General features: G+C 61.1%; 13 protein-coding genes and 4 tRNA genes. 7 read left to right on the top strand and 10 right to left on the bottom strand.

What is annotated here, in order from left to right; all coding sequences use genetic code 11:
• Positions 1-223 precede the first annotated feature (223 nt).
• Both PDR5_RS08500 and PDR5_RS08495 read left to right on the top strand, forming a co-directional pair.
• Positions 224-2,032 carry a di-heme-cytochrome C peroxidase gene (locus tag PDR5_RS08500; protein ID WP_064600723.1) on the top strand — a complete coding sequence of 603 codons (1,809 nt, stop codon included), beginning with the start codon at positions 224-226 and terminating at the stop codon, positions 2,030-2,032.
• Between the two features lie 26 nt (positions 2,033-2,058).
• Positions 2,059-3,195: a catalase family protein gene (locus tag PDR5_RS08495; protein WP_172829519.1), complete on the top strand. Its 1,137-nt coding sequence runs from the start codon at positions 2,059-2,061 to the stop codon at positions 3,193-3,195.
• A gap of 144 nt (positions 3,196-3,339) precedes the next feature.
• Here PDR5_RS08495 and PDR5_RS08490 read toward each other — a convergent pair.
• The 4 genes from PDR5_RS08490 to PDR5_RS08475 form a co-directional block, all read right to left on the bottom strand.
• Positions 3,340-3,416: transfer RNA gene (locus tag PDR5_RS08490), tRNA-Asp, on the bottom strand.
• Between the two features lie 19 nt (positions 3,417-3,435).
• Positions 3,436-3,511, bottom strand: a tRNA-Val gene (locus PDR5_RS08485).
• 191 nt (positions 3,512-3,702) lie between these two features.
• A tRNA-Asp gene (locus tag PDR5_RS08480) sits at positions 3,703-3,779 on the bottom strand.
• Between the two features lie 19 nt (positions 3,780-3,798).
• A tRNA-Val gene (locus PDR5_RS08475) sits at positions 3,799-3,874 on the bottom strand.
• Positions 3,875-4,033: 159 nt separating this feature from the next.
• On the opposite strand from PDR5_RS08475, the gene rdgC reads away from it, so the two are divergent.
• From rdgC to sugE, 3 genes are all read left to right on the top strand, one after another.
• The gene (gene rdgC / locus PDR5_RS08470) at positions 4,034-4,954 is read left to right on the top strand and encodes a recombination-associated protein RdgC (RefSeq protein ID WP_007950430.1); all 921 of its coding nucleotides are present in this window, start codon (positions 4,034-4,036) and stop codon (positions 4,952-4,954) included.
• A gap of 74 nt (positions 4,955-5,028) precedes the next feature.
• The gene (locus PDR5_RS08465) at positions 5,029-5,994 is read left to right on the top strand and encodes a bile acid:sodium symporter family protein (protein ID WP_039769848.1); all 966 of its coding nucleotides are present in this window, start codon (positions 5,029-5,031) and stop codon (positions 5,992-5,994) included.
• Between the two features lie 118 nt (positions 5,995-6,112).
• Positions 6,113-6,427, top strand: coding sequence for a quaternary ammonium compound efflux SMR transporter SugE (gene sugE / locus PDR5_RS08460; RefSeq protein ID WP_064594550.1), 315 nt, complete (start codon positions 6,113-6,115; stop codon positions 6,425-6,427).
• Positions 6,428-6,479: 52 nt separating this feature from the next.
• On the opposite strand, the gene PDR5_RS08455 is transcribed toward sugE, so the two are convergent.
• The 4 genes from PDR5_RS08455 to PDR5_RS08440 all read right to left on the bottom strand — a co-directional run bounded on the left by PDR5_RS08455 (position 6,480) and on the right by PDR5_RS08440 (position 11,274).
• Entirely contained in the window at positions 6,480-8,354 is a 1,875-nt protein-coding gene (locus PDR5_RS08455) for an MFS transporter (RefSeq protein WP_064594548.1), read from the bottom strand.
• 110 nt (positions 8,355-8,464) lie between these two features.
• Entirely contained in the window at positions 8,465-9,616 is a 1,152-nt protein-coding gene (locus tag PDR5_RS08450; RefSeq protein ID WP_064594546.1) for a TDT family transporter, read from the bottom strand.
• Between the two features lie 105 nt (positions 9,617-9,721).
• Entirely contained in the window at positions 9,722-10,033 is a 312-nt protein-coding gene (locus tag PDR5_RS08445; RefSeq protein WP_064594545.1) for a cupin domain-containing protein, read from the bottom strand.
• Between the two features lie 53 nt (positions 10,034-10,086).
• Complete coding sequence (locus PDR5_RS08440) at positions 10,087-11,274, bottom strand: MFS transporter (protein WP_064594544.1); 1,188 nt, start codon at positions 11,272-11,274, stop codon at positions 10,087-10,089.
• Between the two features lie 91 nt (positions 11,275-11,365).
• Here PDR5_RS08440 and PDR5_RS08435 point away from each other — a divergent pair, with 91 nt between their 5' ends.
• Together PDR5_RS08435 and PDR5_RS08430 are read left to right on the top strand one after the other, a co-directional pair.
• Complete coding sequence (locus PDR5_RS08435) at positions 11,366-11,908, top strand: TetR/AcrR family transcriptional regulator (RefSeq protein ID WP_064594542.1); 543 nt, start codon at positions 11,366-11,368, stop codon at positions 11,906-11,908.
• Between the two features lie 134 nt (positions 11,909-12,042).
• Positions 12,043-15,513, top strand: coding sequence for a hybrid sensor histidine kinase/response regulator (locus tag PDR5_RS08430; protein WP_064594540.1), 3,471 nt, complete (start codon positions 12,043-12,045; stop codon positions 15,511-15,513).
• A 9-nt stretch (positions 15,514-15,522) separates the two neighbouring features.
• Here the strand turns inward: PDR5_RS08430 and rmuC are convergent, their stop codons facing one another.
• Together rmuC and PDR5_RS08420 are read right to left on the bottom strand one after the other, a co-directional pair.
• Positions 15,523-16,887: a DNA recombination protein RmuC gene (gene rmuC / locus PDR5_RS08425; protein ID WP_172829518.1), complete on the bottom strand. Its 1,365-nt coding sequence runs from the start codon at positions 16,885-16,887 to the stop codon at positions 15,523-15,525.
• A gap of 175 nt (positions 16,888-17,062) precedes the next feature.
• The gene (locus PDR5_RS08420; protein WP_082934370.1) at positions 17,063-17,386 is read right to left on the bottom strand and encodes a hypothetical protein; all 324 of its coding nucleotides are present in this window, start codon (positions 17,384-17,386) and stop codon (positions 17,063-17,065) included.
• Positions 17,387-17,667 lie beyond the last annotated feature (281 nt).

Here is a 17,667-nt window from a genome sequence, read left to right as displayed (position 1 = left end):
AGCTTATCAGGCCGCCACGACCAATGGCTACCGGCATGAGAGCAGGAATCTTCCGATAAGTTCAGGGATTAAAACGCATTTGGCCAACGCCGTGATGAAGCTTCTGTCATCTGGCTCTGACGACAATTGATGTCACCTCCCACAACACTTGGCGTAATGGCCACTTGCCGCACACCACCCGCCTCAGGCATAACAGCGCAACAAATCGACAAGGATGTTCATCTTGCGCCTCTTATACCGTGTGCTGACGCTGATCGTGGTGCTGCTGGGACTGGTCCTGGCAGTGGTTCTTTACTATGTCGCCAATCCGAAATTGCCCTTCCCGACGCCCGCGAAACAGGTGCATTACCTGGATCAGTGGACTGAGCAAGAGCGCCAGACCTACTACTTCACCCCACAGGGAACGCAGGTCAAAGGCTTGCGTTACGAATGGTTCCAGGCGCTGGAGCTGCCGTTCTCGCAGCAACGCTTCGCTTCCCCGGAATACCTCGCGCGCTTCGGTTTTCTGATCGATCCGCAGCAGAAAGCCACGCCGGACAACCCGGGCAATCTGCCGGTTGGTTTCGCCAGGCACCGGAATCCCGGCAGCTCCGAGCAATATCTCGACATCACCTGCGCGGCCTGCCACACCGGCGAATTGCACTTCAATGGCCAGGCAGTGCGCATAGACGGCGGCTCGGCTCAGCATGTGTTGCCTTCCAGCGTTCCTACATTGCGCGGCGGCAGTTTCGGACAGGCATTGGTCGCCAGTCTCACCTCGACTTACTACAACCCGTGGAAATTCGAGCGCTTTGCCCGCCACGTGCTGGGCAACGACTACGACGCACGCCACGAACAACTGCGCAAAGACTTCAAACGCTCACTGAACACCTTCATCAAAGTGGCCTGGAATGACACCCATCGCGGCCTCTACCCCACCGAAGAAGGCCCCGGCCGCACCGATGCCTTCGGTCGTATCGCCAACGCGACCTTCGGCGATGCGATCTCCCCAAGCAACTATCGCGTGGCCAACGCCCCGGTGGATTACCCGCAGCTATGGGACATGTGGACCTTCGACTGGGTGCAATGGAACGGCTCGGCGCAGCAACCGATGGCGCGCAATATCGGCGAGGCGCTGGGGGTCGGCGCCACGCTGAATTTCTTCGACGCCAACGGCCAGCCGCTGCAGGGCGATGACCGCTATGCCTCCAGCGTACGTGTGCGTGATCTGCACAAGATCGAAGAAACCCTGCAAAAACTGCGACCGCCGGCATGGCCTGAAGAGGTGCTCGGCGTCATCGACAAACCCTTGGCGGCCAAGGGCCGAGCCCTGTTCGCCGAGAATTGCGCCGGGTGCCACGTACCGCGCCAGACCCAGGAAGGCGACCGCTGGGTGCAACACCTGCACATGTTACCGGTGGATGTCATCGGCACCGACCCGAATGCCGCCAACAACATTGCCAATCACCGTTTCGACCTGACCGCCCTGCAATGGAACCTGGCGGAACTCGAACAAATGGACGTGAAGTTACACCCCAAACCCAAGGAACCGCTGGACCTCAGCCAGCTTTCAGTGGCCAAGGGACTGGCTTACGTCACCGCCTTCGTGGAAAACCGCGCGTACCGCGAAGCCGGCGTCACTGCTGCCGAGAAACCCCGGCTCGACGGCTTCGGTCTGCCGATCGGCGTTCGCGAAAAAGTCGCCTACAAGGCGCGTCCGCTTGCTGGTGTATGGGCCACGGCCCCGTTCCTGCACAACGGCTCGGTGCCGAGCCTTTATCAGTTGCTATCACCTCAGGACGAGCGCGCCACCACCTTCTATAAAGGCACCTTCGAATACGACCCGCGCCATCTGGGCTACCGCACCGAAGCCTTCACCAACGGCTTCCTGTTCGACACCCGCATCACCGGCAACCACAACAGCGGCCACGAATTTCGCGCTGGCGAGCGCGGCAACGGCGTCATCGGCCGACTGTTGCAGCCTGAAGAACGCTGGGCGCTGCTCGAATACCTGAAAGTGCTGGGCGGCCCGCTGGAGGCGCAACTGCCATGATCTTCAATTCCTTCAAAAGACCTTCGCTGCTCGCGCGTTTCTGGCTCTGGCTGGGACGGATACTGGGCAAAACCTTGCTGCTCCTGCTGGTGATCGGCCTGATCGGCTGGGCCCTGGCGACCGCCTGGTTCGCATGGCAGCACCGGGGCCCGGTATCGGCGCTGGAGCAGATTCCAGATGGCGAAGCCGCCATGACCCAGGACGTGATTCAGACCGCCGTGCGCATCGTCGACCAGCACCGCGAAAGCACCCGCTACCTGCGCGACGCCCATGCCAAGGCCCATGGCTGCGTTAAAGCCGACGTGCAGGTATTGCCGGATCTGGCGCAAGAGTTGCGCCAGGGCGTCTTCAGCGAACCGGGCAAGCTGTGGAAAGCGACGATGCGCCTGTCCAACGGCAACGCTTATCCGCAATTCGACAGCATCCGCGATGCCCGGGGCATGGCGCTCAAACTGCTCGATGTGCCGGGCAAGCAGTTGCTGGGTGACCGTCAGGGTCTGAATGAGCAGGACTTTGTGATGTTCAGTCACCCGAACTTCTTTGTCAGCGATGTCGCCGAGTACCGTCAGAATGTGGCGGCGCAGGCTGACGGCAAGAAGGTCATGGCGTTTTTTCCGGGGTGGGATCCGCGCCATTGGCAAATTCGGCACCTGTTCATTGCGCTGGCGACCCTTTCGCCACCACCAGAGAGCCCGACACGTACGACCTACTTTTCGGTCTCGCCCTACAAGTTCGGCGAGGCCAATGCCAAGTTCCGGGTGATGCCGGATCCCGAGCGCTGCCCCGCATATACCTTGCCGAAACAGAACCGGGATCTGCCGAACTTCCTGCGCACCGCGTTGAATCAACAGCTGTCGACCGACCGGATACCGGCGTGTTTCGTGTTGCAGATCCAGCGCCAGGACGCGAACAAGTACATGCCGATCGAAGACACCAGCATCGAATGGCGCGAGCAGGACAGCCCATTCCAGACAGTGGCGAGGATCACCCTGCCCCCGCAGGACTTCGACACCCCGGCGTTGAACCTGCAATGCGACAACCTGTCGTTCAATCCCTGGTTCGGCATCGACGCTCATCGCCCGATTGGCGGGATCAACCGCCTGCGCAAAGCGGTGTATGAAGCGGTGAGTGATTACCGCCACAGCCGCAACTCGGCGCAATAGCAGCGTCAGAAACGAAAAAAGCGACCGGCAAAGGTCGCTTTCTCATGTTCAGGCCCGGCAAAGCCAAATCCCGGACAGCAAAAAGCCCGCACCAGGCGGGCTTTCTGTGGTGATCTGGCGTTCAGTGTTCCAGATAACCGAATATGGCGCAGCGGACGGGACTCGAACCCGCGACCCCCGGCGTGACAGGCCGGTATTCTAACCGACTGAACTACCGCTGCGCGAAACGCTTGAAACGAATGGTGGGTGATGACGGGATCGAACCGCCGACATTCTGCTTGTAAGGCAGACGCTCTCCCAGCTGAGCTAATCACCCTTCGCTTCGTTACGGGGCGCATTATGCCACAAGTTTTCGTAAAGTGTTGATTTAATTGAAGTTTTTTTTCAAAAAAATCCGAAAACCGGTGAAACGATACATCCCGCATATACAACTCGAGGCAGAAAAAAACCCGCCTTGGCGGGTTTTTCCGTGGTGACCTGGCGTTCAGTGTTCCAGGTTACCGAATATGGCGCAGCGGACGGGACTCGAACCCGCGACCCCCGGCGTGACAGGCCGGTATTCTAACCGACTGAACTACCGCTGCGCTAAACACTTGAAACGAATGGTGGGTGATGACGGGATCGAACCGCCGACATTCTGCTTGTAAGGCAGACGCTCTCCCAGCTGAGCTAATCACCCTTCGCTTCGGTGTGGCGCGCATTCTACGGAGCGACCCAACCTCTGGCAAGCACTTTTTTAAATAATTTTCTCAGCCCTTCCAAAGGCTTAGAGAAGGGTTGGCCTATGACCCGGCGAAGACAATAATGCCCCCCTTTGTATAAAGGAGAGACTCACCCCATGTGGTTCAAGAACCTGCTTATCTATCGCCTGACCCAAGACCTGCCTGTCGATGCCGAGGCGCTGGAAACTGCACTGGCCACCAAACTGGCGCGTCCATGTGCAAGCCAGGAGTTGACCACCTACGGTTTCGTCGCGCCGTTCGGCAAGGGCGAAGATGCTCCACTGGTGCATGTCAGCGGTGATTTCCTGCTGATCTCCGCCCGTAAAGAAGAACGCATTCTGCCGGGCAGCGTCGTGCGCGATGCGGTCAAGGAAAAGGTCGAAGAGATCGAAGCCGAGCAGATGCGCAAGGTCTATAAGAAGGAACGCGATCAGATCAAGGATGAAATCATCCAGGCGTTCCTGCCGCGCGCGTTTATCCGCCGCTCGTCGACCTTCGCCGCCATCGCGCCGAAACAGGGCCTGATCCTGGTCAACTCGGCCAGCCCGAAACGCGCCGAAGACCTGCTCTCCACCCTGCGTGAAGTGATCGGCACCCTGCCGGTTCGTCCGCTGACAGTCAAAACCGCGCCGACCGCCGTGATGACCGAATGGGTCACCACCCAGCAAGCCGCCCCGGACTTCTTCGTCCTGGACGAGTGCGAACTGCGCGACACCCACGAAGACGGCGGCATCGTGCGTTGCAAGCGTCAGGACCTGACCAGCGAAGAAATCCAGCTGCACCTGAGCACCGGCAAGGTGGTGACTCAACTGTCGCTGGCATGGCAGGACAAACTGTCGTTCATGCTCGACGACAAGATGACCGTCAAGCGCCTGAAATTCGAAGATCTGTTGCAGGATCAGGCGGAACAGGACGGCGGCGACGAAGCCCTGGGCCAACTGGACGCCAGCTTCACCCTGATGATGCTGACGTTCGGCGACTTCCTGCCGGCGCTGGTTGAAGCGCTGGGCGGCGAAGAGACTCCGCAGGGCATCTAAGCCTCTGCGCAGTCTTTGGGTTATCTTCAAACGCCACCGCTTCGGTGGCGTTTTCACATAATAAGGAACAGGCCATGCGCGCACTGGCTGCACTGAGTCGTTTTGTTGGCAACACCTTCGCTTACTGGGTTCTGATTTTCGCGGTGATCGCGTTCTTGCAACCGGCCTGGTTCCTCGGCCTCAAAGGCGCGATCGTGCCGTTGCTCGGGCTGGTGATGTTCGGCATGGGCCTGACCCTCAAGCTCGACGACTTCGCCGCCGTCGCCCGCCATCCGTGGCGTGTGGCACTGGGCGTGGTCGCGCATTTCGTGATCATGCCGGGGATGGCCTGGTTGCTGTGCCAGATCTTTCATCTGCCGCCGGAAATCGCCGTCGGCGTGATTCTGGTCGGTTGCTGCCCGAGTGGCACCTCCTCGAACGTCATGACCTGGCTGGCCCGTGGCGACCTGGCGCTGTCGGTGGCCATCGCCGCCGTCACCACCCTCCTCGCTCCGCTGCTGACGCCCGCGCTGATCTGGCTGTTGGCCTCGGCCTGGTTGCCGGTTTCGTTCATGGAATTGTTCTGGTCGATCCTGCAAGTGGTCCTGCTGCCGATCATCCTCGGCGTGGTCGCGCAACGTGTGCTTGGTGACAAGGTGCGCCACGCGGTGGAAGTGTTGCCGCTGGTGTCGGTGGTCAGCATCGTGATCATCGTTGCCGCCGTAGTTGCCGCCAGCCAGGCGAAAATTGCCGAATCCGGTCTGCTGATCATGGCCGTGGTGATGTTGCACAACAGCTTCGGCTATTTGCTGGGGTATTTCACCGGACGCCTGTTCGGCCTGCCGCTGCCGCAGCGCAAGTCCCTGGCGCTGGAAGTCGGCATGCAGAACTCGGGGCTGGGTGCTGCGCTGGCCAGTGCGCACTTTTCGCCACTGGCGGCGGTGCCAAGTGCATTGTTCAGTGTGTGGCACAACATTTCCGGGGCGCTGCTGTCGACCTGGTTCCGGCGGATGAGCGAAAAAGAAGACCGTGAGACGTTGGCACAACAGACGGCCGACTGATTCCGGATCGCGGTGCGGCGCACATTTTTAGGTAGTATGTGCGCCACGCGGGGACGACCCTGCGGCTCAATCGAGTTTTCAATCTGGGGACGGCCCCGTCAATCGATGGAGGTCTTCCATGTCCTGGATCATTCTGTTTTTCGCCGGCCTGTTCGAAGTCGGCTGGGCCGTCGGCCTGAAATATACCGACGGCTTCAGCCGTCCGCTGCCCACCGCTCTCACCGTCGCCGCCATGGCGATCAGCCTTGGCCTGCTGGGTCTGGCGATGAAGGAATTGCCGCTGGGCACGGCTTATGCGATCTGGACTGGCGTCGGTGCCGTGGGCACGGTGATTGCCGGGATCATCCTGTTTGGCGAATCGATGGCGTTGATACGCCTGGCCAGTGTCGCGTTGATCGTCACCGGATTGATCGGGCTCAAGGTCAGCGCTTAAGCCACTGGCCTCATCACGGGCTTGCCCGCGATGAGGCCAGCACAGCCAATGATTATCTGACAGTCCCGCGCAATTCCCCGACCAACGCCTGCAGTTCCGCCGGTTGCGCTGCTTCAACGGCTACCGGCGAACCCGCCACCAGCGTCACCCGCGACCACAAGCGCCGGAACACTCCCTTGTTCGGATCGCGGCTGAAGAAACTGCCCCACAACCCCTGCAACGCCAGCGGAATCACCGGCACCGGCGTCTCTTCGAGAATCCGCGTCAGCCCGCCCTTGAACTCGTTGATCTCGCCATCGGCGGTCAATTTGCCTTCCGGAAAGATGCAAACCAGTTCACCGTCCTTCAGGTACTGGGCAATCCGGGTGAAGGCCTTTTCGTAGATCTGAATGTCTTCCTGGCGTCCGGCGATAGGAATCGTCCCCGCCGTGCGGAAGATGAAGTTCAGCACCGGCAGGTTGTAGATCTTGTAGTACATGACAAAGCGAATCGGCCGACGCACCGCGCCGCCGATCAGCAAGGCATCGACGAACGACACGTGGTTGCACACCAGCAACGCCGCGCCTTCATCCGGAATCGCGTCAAGGTTGCGATGCTCGACGCGGTACATCGAATGGCTGAGCAGCCAGATCATGAAACGCATGCTGAACTCGGGGACGATCTTGAAGATGTAGGCGTTGACGCCGATGTTCAGCAGCGACACCACCAGGAACAGCTGCGGAATCGACAGTTTGACCACGCTCAGCAACACGATGGTGACAATCGCCGAAATCACCATGAACAGCGCGTTGAGAATATTGTTGGCCGCGATCACCCTGGCCCGTTCGTTCTCGGCGGTGCGCGACTGGATCAATGCGTACAGCGGCACGATGTAGAAACCGCCAAAGATCCCGAGGCCCAGCACATCGACCAACACCGCCCAGGCATGGCCGAAGCCCAGTACTTCAGTCCAACTGTGGCCGGCGGCGCTTTCTGGAATTCCACCGGAATGCCACCACAGCAACAACCCGAAAACCGTCAGGCCGAACGAGCCAAACGGCACCAGGCCAATCTCGACTTTGCGTCCGGACAGCTTCTCGCACAGCATCGAACCCAGCGCGATACCGACCGAAAACACCGTCAGAATCAGGGTGACCACGGTTTCGTCACCGTGCATCCATTCCTTGGCATAAGCCGGGATCTGCGTCAGATAAATCGCCCCGACGAACCAGAACCACGAGTTGCCGACGATCGAGCGCGACACCGCAGGCGTCTGCCCCAGGCCGAGTTTCAAGGTCGCCCACGACTGACTGAAGATGTTCCAGTTCAGGCGCATTTCCGGGGTCGCCGCCGCCGCGCGAGGAATGCTGCGACTGGCCAGATAACCCAGTACGGCGATACCGACAATCGCGGCGGACACCACCGGCGCGTAATTGGCCGACGACATCATCACCCCGGCGCCGATGGTCCCGGCCAGAATGGCCAGAAACGTGCCCATCTCCACCAGCCCGTTGCCGCCGACCAGTTCATCGTCGCGCAAAGCCTGCGGCAGGATCGAATATTTCACCGGCCCGAACAGCGCCGAGTGCGTGCCCATGGCGAACAGCGCCACCAGCATCAGCGACAGGTGATCGAACAGAAAGCCGATGGATCCCACGGCCATGATGGCAATTTCTGCCAGTTTGATCAGACGGATCAACGCGTCCTTGGCGAATTTTTCCCCGAACTGCCCGGCCAGCGCCGAGAACAGAAAGAACGGCAGAATAAACAGCAGCGCACACAGGTTGACCCAGATCGAGCGATCACCCTCGATGGTCAGCCGATAGAGAATGGCGAGGATCAGCGACTGCTTGAACACGTTGTCATTGAACGCGCCCAGCGACTGAGTGATGAAGAACGGCAGGAAGCGCCGGGTACGCAGCAGGTTGAACTGTGAGGGGTGACTCATCTTCCGTGTGACCCTGTTGTTTTTGGAAAGAGAAGGTAGCGAGTGGCCTGGCTACGCTTATAAGAATCTCGAACCGCGATCCAGGCCACACATTACCTAATCTTTGCAGGTTATTTCTTCAAACCTGCAATGCACGGTGAAACAAACAGCTCGCCGCGCCACGCACCTTGCAGCGTGCGTTTACCGACGATCAGCCACATCACCGCCAGCAACGTCACCAGCACACAACCGGCCACGCTGAAGAACGTCAGGTGCAACGTGCTGCCCAGTTTCAGGGTTGCCAGCGAATAAACGCCCAACGGGAAGGTGAATCCCCACCAGCCAAGGTTGAACGGGATGCCATCACGCAGGTAACGCACGGTGATCAGCAGCGCCATCAGCATCCACCACAGACCGAAGCCCCACAGCGTGATCCCGGCGACCAGGCCCAGGCCCGACGCCATTTCGCCGATACCCGGCAGACCGTTAGCCGCGAAGATCGCCGGGGCGTCGCCACCCAACAGCAACATGCCCAGGGCGCCGGTGCCGATTGGCCCCAGGGCCAGCCAGCTCGATGCCGCCATGTTTTCGTGGGGCAATTTGTGCAAGGCCATGCGCAACAACAGGATGGTCAGGATGCTGAACGCCACCGGCAGGGAAAACGCCCAGAGCACGTAGCTGGTCACCAGCACCACCAGTTGCGAATGGGCATCGGCGAGATGCGGCACGAGCAGTCCACCGCTGGCCGCCGCCACTTCCGCGGCCACCACCGGCAGCAGCCAGACGGCGGTCATCTGATCGATGCTGTGTTCCTGACGGGTAAACATCATGTAGGGAATCAGAACGCCGCAGGCCAGCGACATCGCCACGTCCAGCCACCACAACACTTCGGCCAGTTGAATGACCCCATCGCCCCAGCGCGGCAGACCGAACAGCAGAAAGCCGTTGATGATGGTCGCCAGGCCCATGGGAATGGTGCCGAAGAACATCGAAACCGTGGAGTGGCCGAAGATCCGCCGCGCTTCGTCGAAGAACAAAATCCAGCGCGCGGCATACGCAGCGGTAAAGAGCACGAACAACAGAATGTTGAACATCCACAGCCCTTCGGCCACCGCGCGCAGGCCGGGAATGGACACCGGCAATTGCGCCAGCGCCAAGGCCAGCACGCCGGTGCCCATGGTCGCGGCGAACCAGTTCGGGGTGAATTGACGGATCACTTCACGCGGGTGCTGAAGCTGGCTGAATGGCTTGATGCCGGATTTGACGCTGTTGGGGCAAATCATCATGAACTCCTGTCCTCAGGTGAGGTTGAGATCATGGTAGAACCGAATCGAATATCTATATAACGGGTAATATCTCTAACTGTTATCTATTTTGTCGATATCCAGTCAGACACTGCCTTCGGTTTCGATCACCAGAATCCGCGCCGCGCCTTGCGGATGAGCAACATGCTCCGTGCCGATGGACGCGTAGAAGATGTCGCCAACGTCGAGCAAGACCTGCTTCTCCTCACCTTCTTCGCGATAGTGCATGAGCACTTGGCCGTCGAGCACCACGAACACTTCTTCACCGTCATTGACATGCCATTTGTAAGGCTGATCGGTCCAGTGCAGACGCGTGGTGATGCCGTTCATGTTGGCGATGTCGAGCGCGCCCCAGGCACGCTCGGCGGTGAAGGACTTGCTGCGGATAATCTTCATGCGTCGATCCGTGAGAAGAGTTGGCTGGCCAAGGCTAACCGAATCCAGAGATGTTATGGAGCGCTGCAGGTCTTCGCCGCTTGCGCCCGAAAACTCATCAGCAGTGCACCGACCGCCAGCACGATCAGTACCGCGCCATACACATCAGTGGTGGCCAGCAGGCCCACGCTGTGGGTGAAATGTCCGGCCAGTAACGCCGGCAGGCAGAACGCCAGGTAACTCAGCACATAAAACGCCGACATCAACCCGGCGCGCTCATGAGGCAATGCCAACGGCACCAGACTGCGCACCGCTCCGAGAAAACCGGAGCCAAAGCCACACCCGGCCACCAGCGTGCCGAAGAAGAACAGCGACAGACTGGCGCTGTGCACGCCCAACAGAATCAGCACGATGCCGGCCGGCAGCAGGCTCGCCCCGAGTTGCAGCGCCCGGGAGGCGGGACGATTGCGCAACGTGAAGATCATCAACGCACCGGTCACGGTCAACGCCGCCACGGTCGCGCCGCCGATCAGGTTGGAGGTGGAGCCAGTGGCCGTGCGCACCAGCGACGGTGCCAGCGAGGCATAAAAACCGCCGAGCGCCCAGGTCGCGGTATTCAGCGGCAGTACCCGCCAAAGCGTCGAACGCGCCTGCACCGGCACATGCAGGGTCGGCCGCAACGAGGCCCACGCCCCGGCCTGCGGCGAGACACTTTCCGGCAGGCGCCACACATAGATGCCTTGCAACACAAACAGCGCGAGCAGCAACCAATAGGTCAACTGCAACGGCGCCGGGGCGAACTCGGCCAGCAAGCCACAGCCCATGCCACCCAATGCCATGCCCAGTAACGGCGCAACGCTGTTGATCAGCGGCCCCTGCTGGCGATCAGTGTCCAGCAGCGTCGCGCTCAACACGGCGGTGGCCATGCCGGTGGCGAAACCTTGCAGCACCCGCGCGCCGATCAGCCAGCCCACGCTGTCGGCGTAGATAAACAGCAACATCGACAGCGCATTGAGCGTCACGGCGGTGAAGATCACCGGTTTGCGTCCCAGGTGATCCGACAGCGAACCGACCGTCAGCAACGCGGCCAGCAGACTGAGGGCATAGACGCCGAAAATCAGGGTCAGCACCGCTGCCGAAAAATGCAGCTGATCCTGATACAGGTGATACAACGGCGTCGGCGCAGTGGAAGCGGCGAGAAAACTCAGTAAGGTGATCGCCAGAAACCACAGGCTGGAACGGTTGGAAGCAAGGCTGGTCATGGGCACACTCCGCAAAAGCTAATTTTTTGCTTTTGCGGAGTGTGCTCTTGGCTTGCGCTTAAAGCAAATTCTTTGTGTTAAGGTCTGCCGCATGGCTATTAAAGAAGGTTTACGCCCCGGCGGTCGCAGCGCCCGGGTGCAGGAGTCGATTCACTCGGCAGTCCGCGCGCTTCTGCAAGAACAGGAGCGCTCAACGGTGACCGTCCCGCAAATCGCGGCGCGCGCCGGGGTAACGCCATCAACCATTTATCGGCGCTGGGGAGATCTGGCGGCGTTGCTGGCTGATGTCGCCCTCGCCCGCATGCGCCCTGATAGTGAGCCGGCTGAAACCGGCAGCCTGCGTAGCGACATCCGCGCGTGGGCAGAACAATACCTCGACGAAATGAGTTCGGAACCCGGGCGCAACATGATGCGCGACGTGCAGGCGAGTGCGACGCCGGGCTATTGCGTGGCGATCATCGGCGCGCAGTTGCAAACCATCATCGAGCGCCACCCCAAGGAACCGGCGCCGAGCGTGGATCGGCTGATCAATCTGGTGGTGTCCCCGGTGGTGTTCCGCATTCTGTTTTCGGCAGCGCCGCTGGAAGTCGAAGAACTGCACCGCTTGATCGACATCGCGCTGAAACCGGACTGACCGCAGAACCGGCCGGTTCTGTTCCTGCGACACCCCGCCGCGCCACGACCTTGGTCGACACTGACTAACCGCCGCGCCCGTGCGAGACTGTCTGACCGGGCGCGAGTCCGGTCGTTTTCTGTCGGGAGTGTTCCATGTCGTTGTCCACCGGGCTGATCGCCGCCGTCGCCCTGGCCTATATGGCCGTCATGTTCGCCATCGCCTTCTACGGCGACCGTCGCAGCACACCGCTGCCGCCACGGGTGCGTGCCTGGGTGTACAGCCTGTCGCTGGCGGTCTACTGCACCAGTTGGACGTTCTTTGGCGCGGTCGGTCAGGCTGCCGAACAACTGTGGTCGTTCCTGCCGATCTACCTCGGGCCGATCCTGCTGCTGCTCGGTGCGCCGTGGGTGCTGCAGAAAATGGTGATGATCAGCAAGCAGGAGAACATCACCTCCATCGCCGACTTCATTGCCGCCCGTTACGGCAAGTCCCAGTCGTTGGCGGTGGTGGTTGCGCTGATCTGTCTGGTCGGCGTTCTGCCTTATATCGCCTTGCAGCTCAAAGGCATCGTCCTCGGCGTGAACCTGCTGATCGGTGCCGGCGCCGACGCCATGGGCACCCGCGCCCAGGACACCGCGCTGATCGTGTCGCTGGTGCTCGCGCTGTTCACCATCGTCTTCGGTACGCGCAACCTCGATGCCACCGAGCACCACCGCGGCATGGTGCTGGCGATTGCCTTTGAATCGCTGGTCAAGCTGTTCGCCTTCCTCGCCGTCGGCGCCTTCGTCACTTATGGCCTGTATGACGGCTTCGACGACCTGTTCAATCAGGCGATGCTCGCCCCGCGCCTGGAGGAATACTGGAAAGAAACCATCAACTGGCCGTCGATGGTGGTACAGACCGGCGTGGCGATGATGGCGATCATCTGCCTGCCCCGGCAGTTCCACGTGACGGTGGTCGAGAACATCGACCCGCAGGATCTGCGCCTGGCCAAATGGGTGTTCCCCGCCTACCTCGCACTGGCCGCGCTGTTTGTAGTCCCGATCGCCCTGGCCGGTCAGATGCTGCTGCCCAGCTCGGTCATCCCCGACTCTTTCGTCATCAGCCTGCCATTGGCCCAGGCCCATCCGGCGCTGGCGATGCTGGCGTTCATCGGCGGTGCGTCGGCAGCCACCGGCATGGTGATCGTGGCGAGTGTGGCGCTGTCGACCATGGTCTCCAACGACATGCTGTTGCCATGGCTGCTGCGCCGCAACAATGCCGAGCGGCCGTTCGAAGTGTTCCGTCAGTGGATGCTCTCGGTGCGCCGCGTCAGCATCGTGCTGATTCTGTTGCTGGCCTACGTCAGCTACCGTTTGCTCGGCTCGACCGCGAGCCTGGCGACCATCGGCCAGATCGCCTTCGCCGCCGTGACCCAACTGGCCCCGGCGATGCTCGGCGCGCTGTACTGGAAACAGGCCAACCGGCGTGGTGTATTCGCCGGTCTCGCCGCCGGTACGTTCCTGTGGTTCTACACCTTGATCCTGCCGATCGCTGCGCGCAGCCTCGGTTGGTCGCTGGACAGTTTCCCCGGACTCGCCTGGCTGCACAGCAACCCGTTGAACCTGCCGATCACCCCGCTGACCCAAGGCGTGGTGCTGTCGCTGGCAGGCAACTTCACCCTGTTCGCCTGGGTCTCGGTGCTGTCGCGCACCCGCGTGTCGGAGCACTGGCAGGCCGGGCGTTTTATCGGCCAGGAAATCAGCGCCCGGCCGAATGCACGCTCGATGCTGGCGGTGCAGATCGACGATTTGCTGCAATTGGCGGCACGCTTTGTCGGCGAAGAACGCGCGCGGCAGAGCTTCATCCGCTTCGCCTACCGCCAGGGCAAAGGCTTCAACCCGAACCAGAACGCCGACGGCGAATGGATCGCCCACACCGAGCGTTTGCTGGCCGGTGTCCTTGGCGCTTCGTCAACGCGAGCGGTCGTGAAAGCCGCCATCGAAGGTCGAGAAATGCAGCTGGAGGACGTCGTGCGGATCGCCGACGAAGCCTCGGAAGTGCTGCAGTTCAACCGCGCGCTGCTGCAAGGCGCGATCGAGAACATTACCCAGGGCATCAGCGTGGTCGACCAGTCGCTGAGACTGGTGGCCTGGAACCGCCGCTATCTCGAACTGTTCAACTATCCGGACGGTTTGATCAGCGTTGGCCGACCGATTGCCGACATCATTCGCCATAACGCCGAGCGTGGTTTGTGCGGCCCCGGTGAAGCGGAAGTTCACGTCGCCCGTCGTCTGCACTGGATGCGTCAGGGCCGCGCCCACACCTCCGAGCGACTGTTCCCCAATGGCCGGGTGATCGAGCTGATCGGCAACCCGATGCCTGGCGGCGGTTTCGTCATGAGTTTCACCGACATCACCGCGTTCCGCGAAGCCGAGCAGGCGCTGACCGAGGCCAACGAAGGGCTGGAGCAACGGGTCAGCGAACGGACCCAGGAACTGTCGCAACTCAACGTCGCGTTGACCGAAGCCAAGGGCAATGCCGAGGCGGCCAACCAGTCCAAGACCCGCTTTCTCGCCGCCGTCAGTCACGACCTGATGCAGCCCTTGAACGCCGCACGGCTGTTCTCCGCCGCCCTCTCCCATCAGGAAGACGGCCTGAGCGCCGAGGCGCAGAAACTGGTGCAGCATCTGGACAGTTCGCTGCGTTCGGCCGAAGACCTGATCAGCGACCTGCTGGACATTTCCCGCCTGGAAAACGGCAAGATCAACCCGGATCGCAAGCCGTTCGCGGTCAATGAGCTGTTCGATATTCTCGGCGCGGAGTTCAAGGCATTGGCTCAGGAACAGGGCCTGAGCTTCCGGGTACGCGGCAGCCAGTTGCGCATCGACAGCGACATCAAGTTGCTGCGGCGGATTCTGCAGAACTTCCTCACCAACGCTTTCCGCTACGCAAAAGGCCCGGTGCTGCTGGGCGTGCGTCGGCGCAAAGGCGAAATCTGTCTGGAAGTGTGGGATCGCGGGCCGGGGATTCCGGAGGACAAACAGCAAGTGATCTTCGAGGAATTCAAACGCCTCGACAGCCACCAGACCCGCGCCGAAAAAGGTCTCGGCCTGGGTCTGGCGATAGCCGACGGTCTGTGCCGCGTGCTCGGCCACACCTTGCGCGTGCGTTCATGGCCGGGGCGCGGCAGCGTGTTCAGTGTCCGCGTGCCGTTGGCCAAAGCGCAGACCGTGCAGGCGCCAGCAACGGTGGAAATCAATGGCAAACTGCACAGCGGCGCGCAGGTGCTGTGCATCGACAATGAAGACAGCATTCTGATCGGCATGAACAGCCTGCTCACGCGCTGGGGCTGTCAGGTCTGGACCGCGCGAAACCGCGAAGAATGTGCGGCGCTGCTCGATGACGGCGTGCGGCCACAATTGGCGCTGGTGGACTATCACCTCGATCACGGCGAAACCGGCACCGATCTGATGGCCTGGTTGCGCACAAGGCTGGGCGAGCCGGTGCCCGGCGTGGTGATCAGCGCCGACGGGCATCCGGAAACGGTGGCGCAGGTTCATGCAGCGGGGCTGGATTATCTGGCCAAACCGGTGAAACCGGCGGCGTTGCGGGCGTTGTTGAGTCGTTATTTGCCGCTCTAGCAGAGCGGCTTATTCAGGCAGCTCGACCAGGCCGTCGGCATCGGTCATCGCGCGCTCCAGCAGATCCGCCGGCAGGCTCTTGCTGGCTCGTGCGCCGAGCAACTTGAGCTGTTCGCTGCGGCTGACCAGGTTGCCGCGCCCTTCTGTCAGCTTGTTGCGCGCCGCGCTGTAGGCCTTGTCCAGTTGCTGCAAGCGATTGCCGACTTCGTCCAGATCCTGAATGAACAACACGAACTTGTCATACAGCCAACCGGCGCGCTCGGCGATCTCCCGGGCGTTCTGGCTCTGACGCTCCTGCTTCCACAGGCTGTCGATGACCCGCAGCGTTGCCAGCAGCGTGGTCGGGCTGACGATCACGATGTTGCGATCAAAAGCTTCCTGAAACAGTGACGGCTCGGCCTGCAATGCAGCGGAAAACGCTGCTTCGATGGGCACGAACAGCAAGACGAAATCGAGGCTGTGCAAACCTTCCAGTCGCTTGTAATCCTTGCCGGCCAGACCTTTGACGTGGCTGCGCAGGGACAGCACGTGCTGCTTCATGGCGATCTGGCCGATGGCATCGTCGTCCGCCGCGACGTATTGCTGATACGCGGTGAGGCTGACCTTGGAATCCACCACTACCTGCTTGTCGCCCGGCAAGTAAATGATCACGTCCGGCTGAAAACGCTCGCCATCCGGGCCCTTGAGATTGACCTGGGTCTGGTACTCCCGGCCCTTCTCCAGCCCGGCATGCTCAAGCACACGCTCGAGAATCAGCTCGCCCCAGTTGCCCTGGGTTTTCTGGCCCTTCAGGGCGCGGGTCAGGTTGGTCGCTTCGTCGCTCAGGCGCAGGTTCAGTTGCTGCAAACGTTCCAGTTCCTTGGCCAGCGAAAAACGCTCGCGGGCTTCGGCCTGGTAGCTTTCCTCGACACGTTTTTCGAACGACTGGATGCGCTCTTTCAAAGGGTCGAGCAATTGGCCGAGGCGCTGCTGGCTGGTTTCGGCAAAGCGTTGTTCGCGCTCATCGAAGATCTTGCCGGCCAGTTCGGCGAACTGTGCGCGCAGCTCGTCACGGGAACCTTGCAGGTCATCCAGGCGTTGTTGATGGCTTTCCTGTTGCTCGCGCAATTCGGCATTCAGCGAAGCCGCCTGGGCGTCCAGGCGCCGCAATTCGGCTTCCTTGTTGGCGCGCTCGAGATTCCAGGCGTGGGCGGCGTCACGGGCGTCGTCGCGCTCGATCTGCAACAGCTCGACTTCCCGGCGTACGGCCGCGAGATCCGCTTGTTTGGAAGCGTTGGCCTGGCCGAGGTCGGCGATTTCATCGCGGCAGGCTTCAAGTTGTGCATTAAGGCCGTCCTGGGCCATTTGCGCCATGGCCAGCCGCTCCTCGAGCAACGCGACTTCAGACTGGTTCTGACTGGCCCGACGTTGCAGTTGCCAGGCCAATGCCAGCAACGGCACCGCCGCACCTGCCAGCCCCAGCAGGATGCTGGTCAAGTCCATCGCCATAGTGATTCCCGCCGATCCGATAAAGCCTGAAGGTTAACCAAGGCGTCTGGTCTTGGACAGCTCAGTCTTCGATCAGGCCGAGTTCCTGTTGCGCGCGTCGGTCACCGGCGCGGGCGGCTTGGCGCAGCAGGTCCTGGCCGATCCGGCGATCCCGTGCATTGCCGCACTCGCGGCACATCAACTGGCCGAGGCGACTCTGCGCCGCGACCACCCCTTCCCGGGCCGGTTGCTTGAGCAGGCGGCCGGCGAGGTGCTTGGCATTTCGGCTGTCGCCCAGACGCGGGCTGTCCAGCAGCCATTCGGCCACGCGCACGGAAAATCGCTTGGGAGCGGTAACACGAGGGAGTTGGGAGGTAACAGATTCTGGAGCTGAACGAAACTTCATAAAGCACTGTGGGACAGATCGGAAGGCGCGCCACTCTACTCTTTTTTTCGCACAGGTAAAGTCGAAAAAAACCCGGCACGCCCGTGCTAGAGCAAGCGCTCGGGACAATCCACAGAAGCTGTGGATAACTCAGTGGACAACCGCCCTCCAGTCGCCGCAAAGCCTTGTGGAACGGGGCTCGCAGTCAAACTGACGATTTTTTCACCAGTTAAAAAAAGCGATGTTTTTCATTGACTTAAACTTTCGATACAGGCAGCCATCGGGGTCAGGATTGTTGTGAC

This window comes from Pseudomonas sp. DR 5-09 (genome assembly GCF_001655595.1).
Lineage (GTDB): Bacteria > Pseudomonadota > Gammaproteobacteria > Pseudomonadales > Pseudomonadaceae > Aquipseudomonas > Aquipseudomonas pharyngis.
The sequence above is the reverse complement of the archived record's forward strand: the minus strand, read 5'-3'. Positions and strand labels throughout refer to the sequence as shown.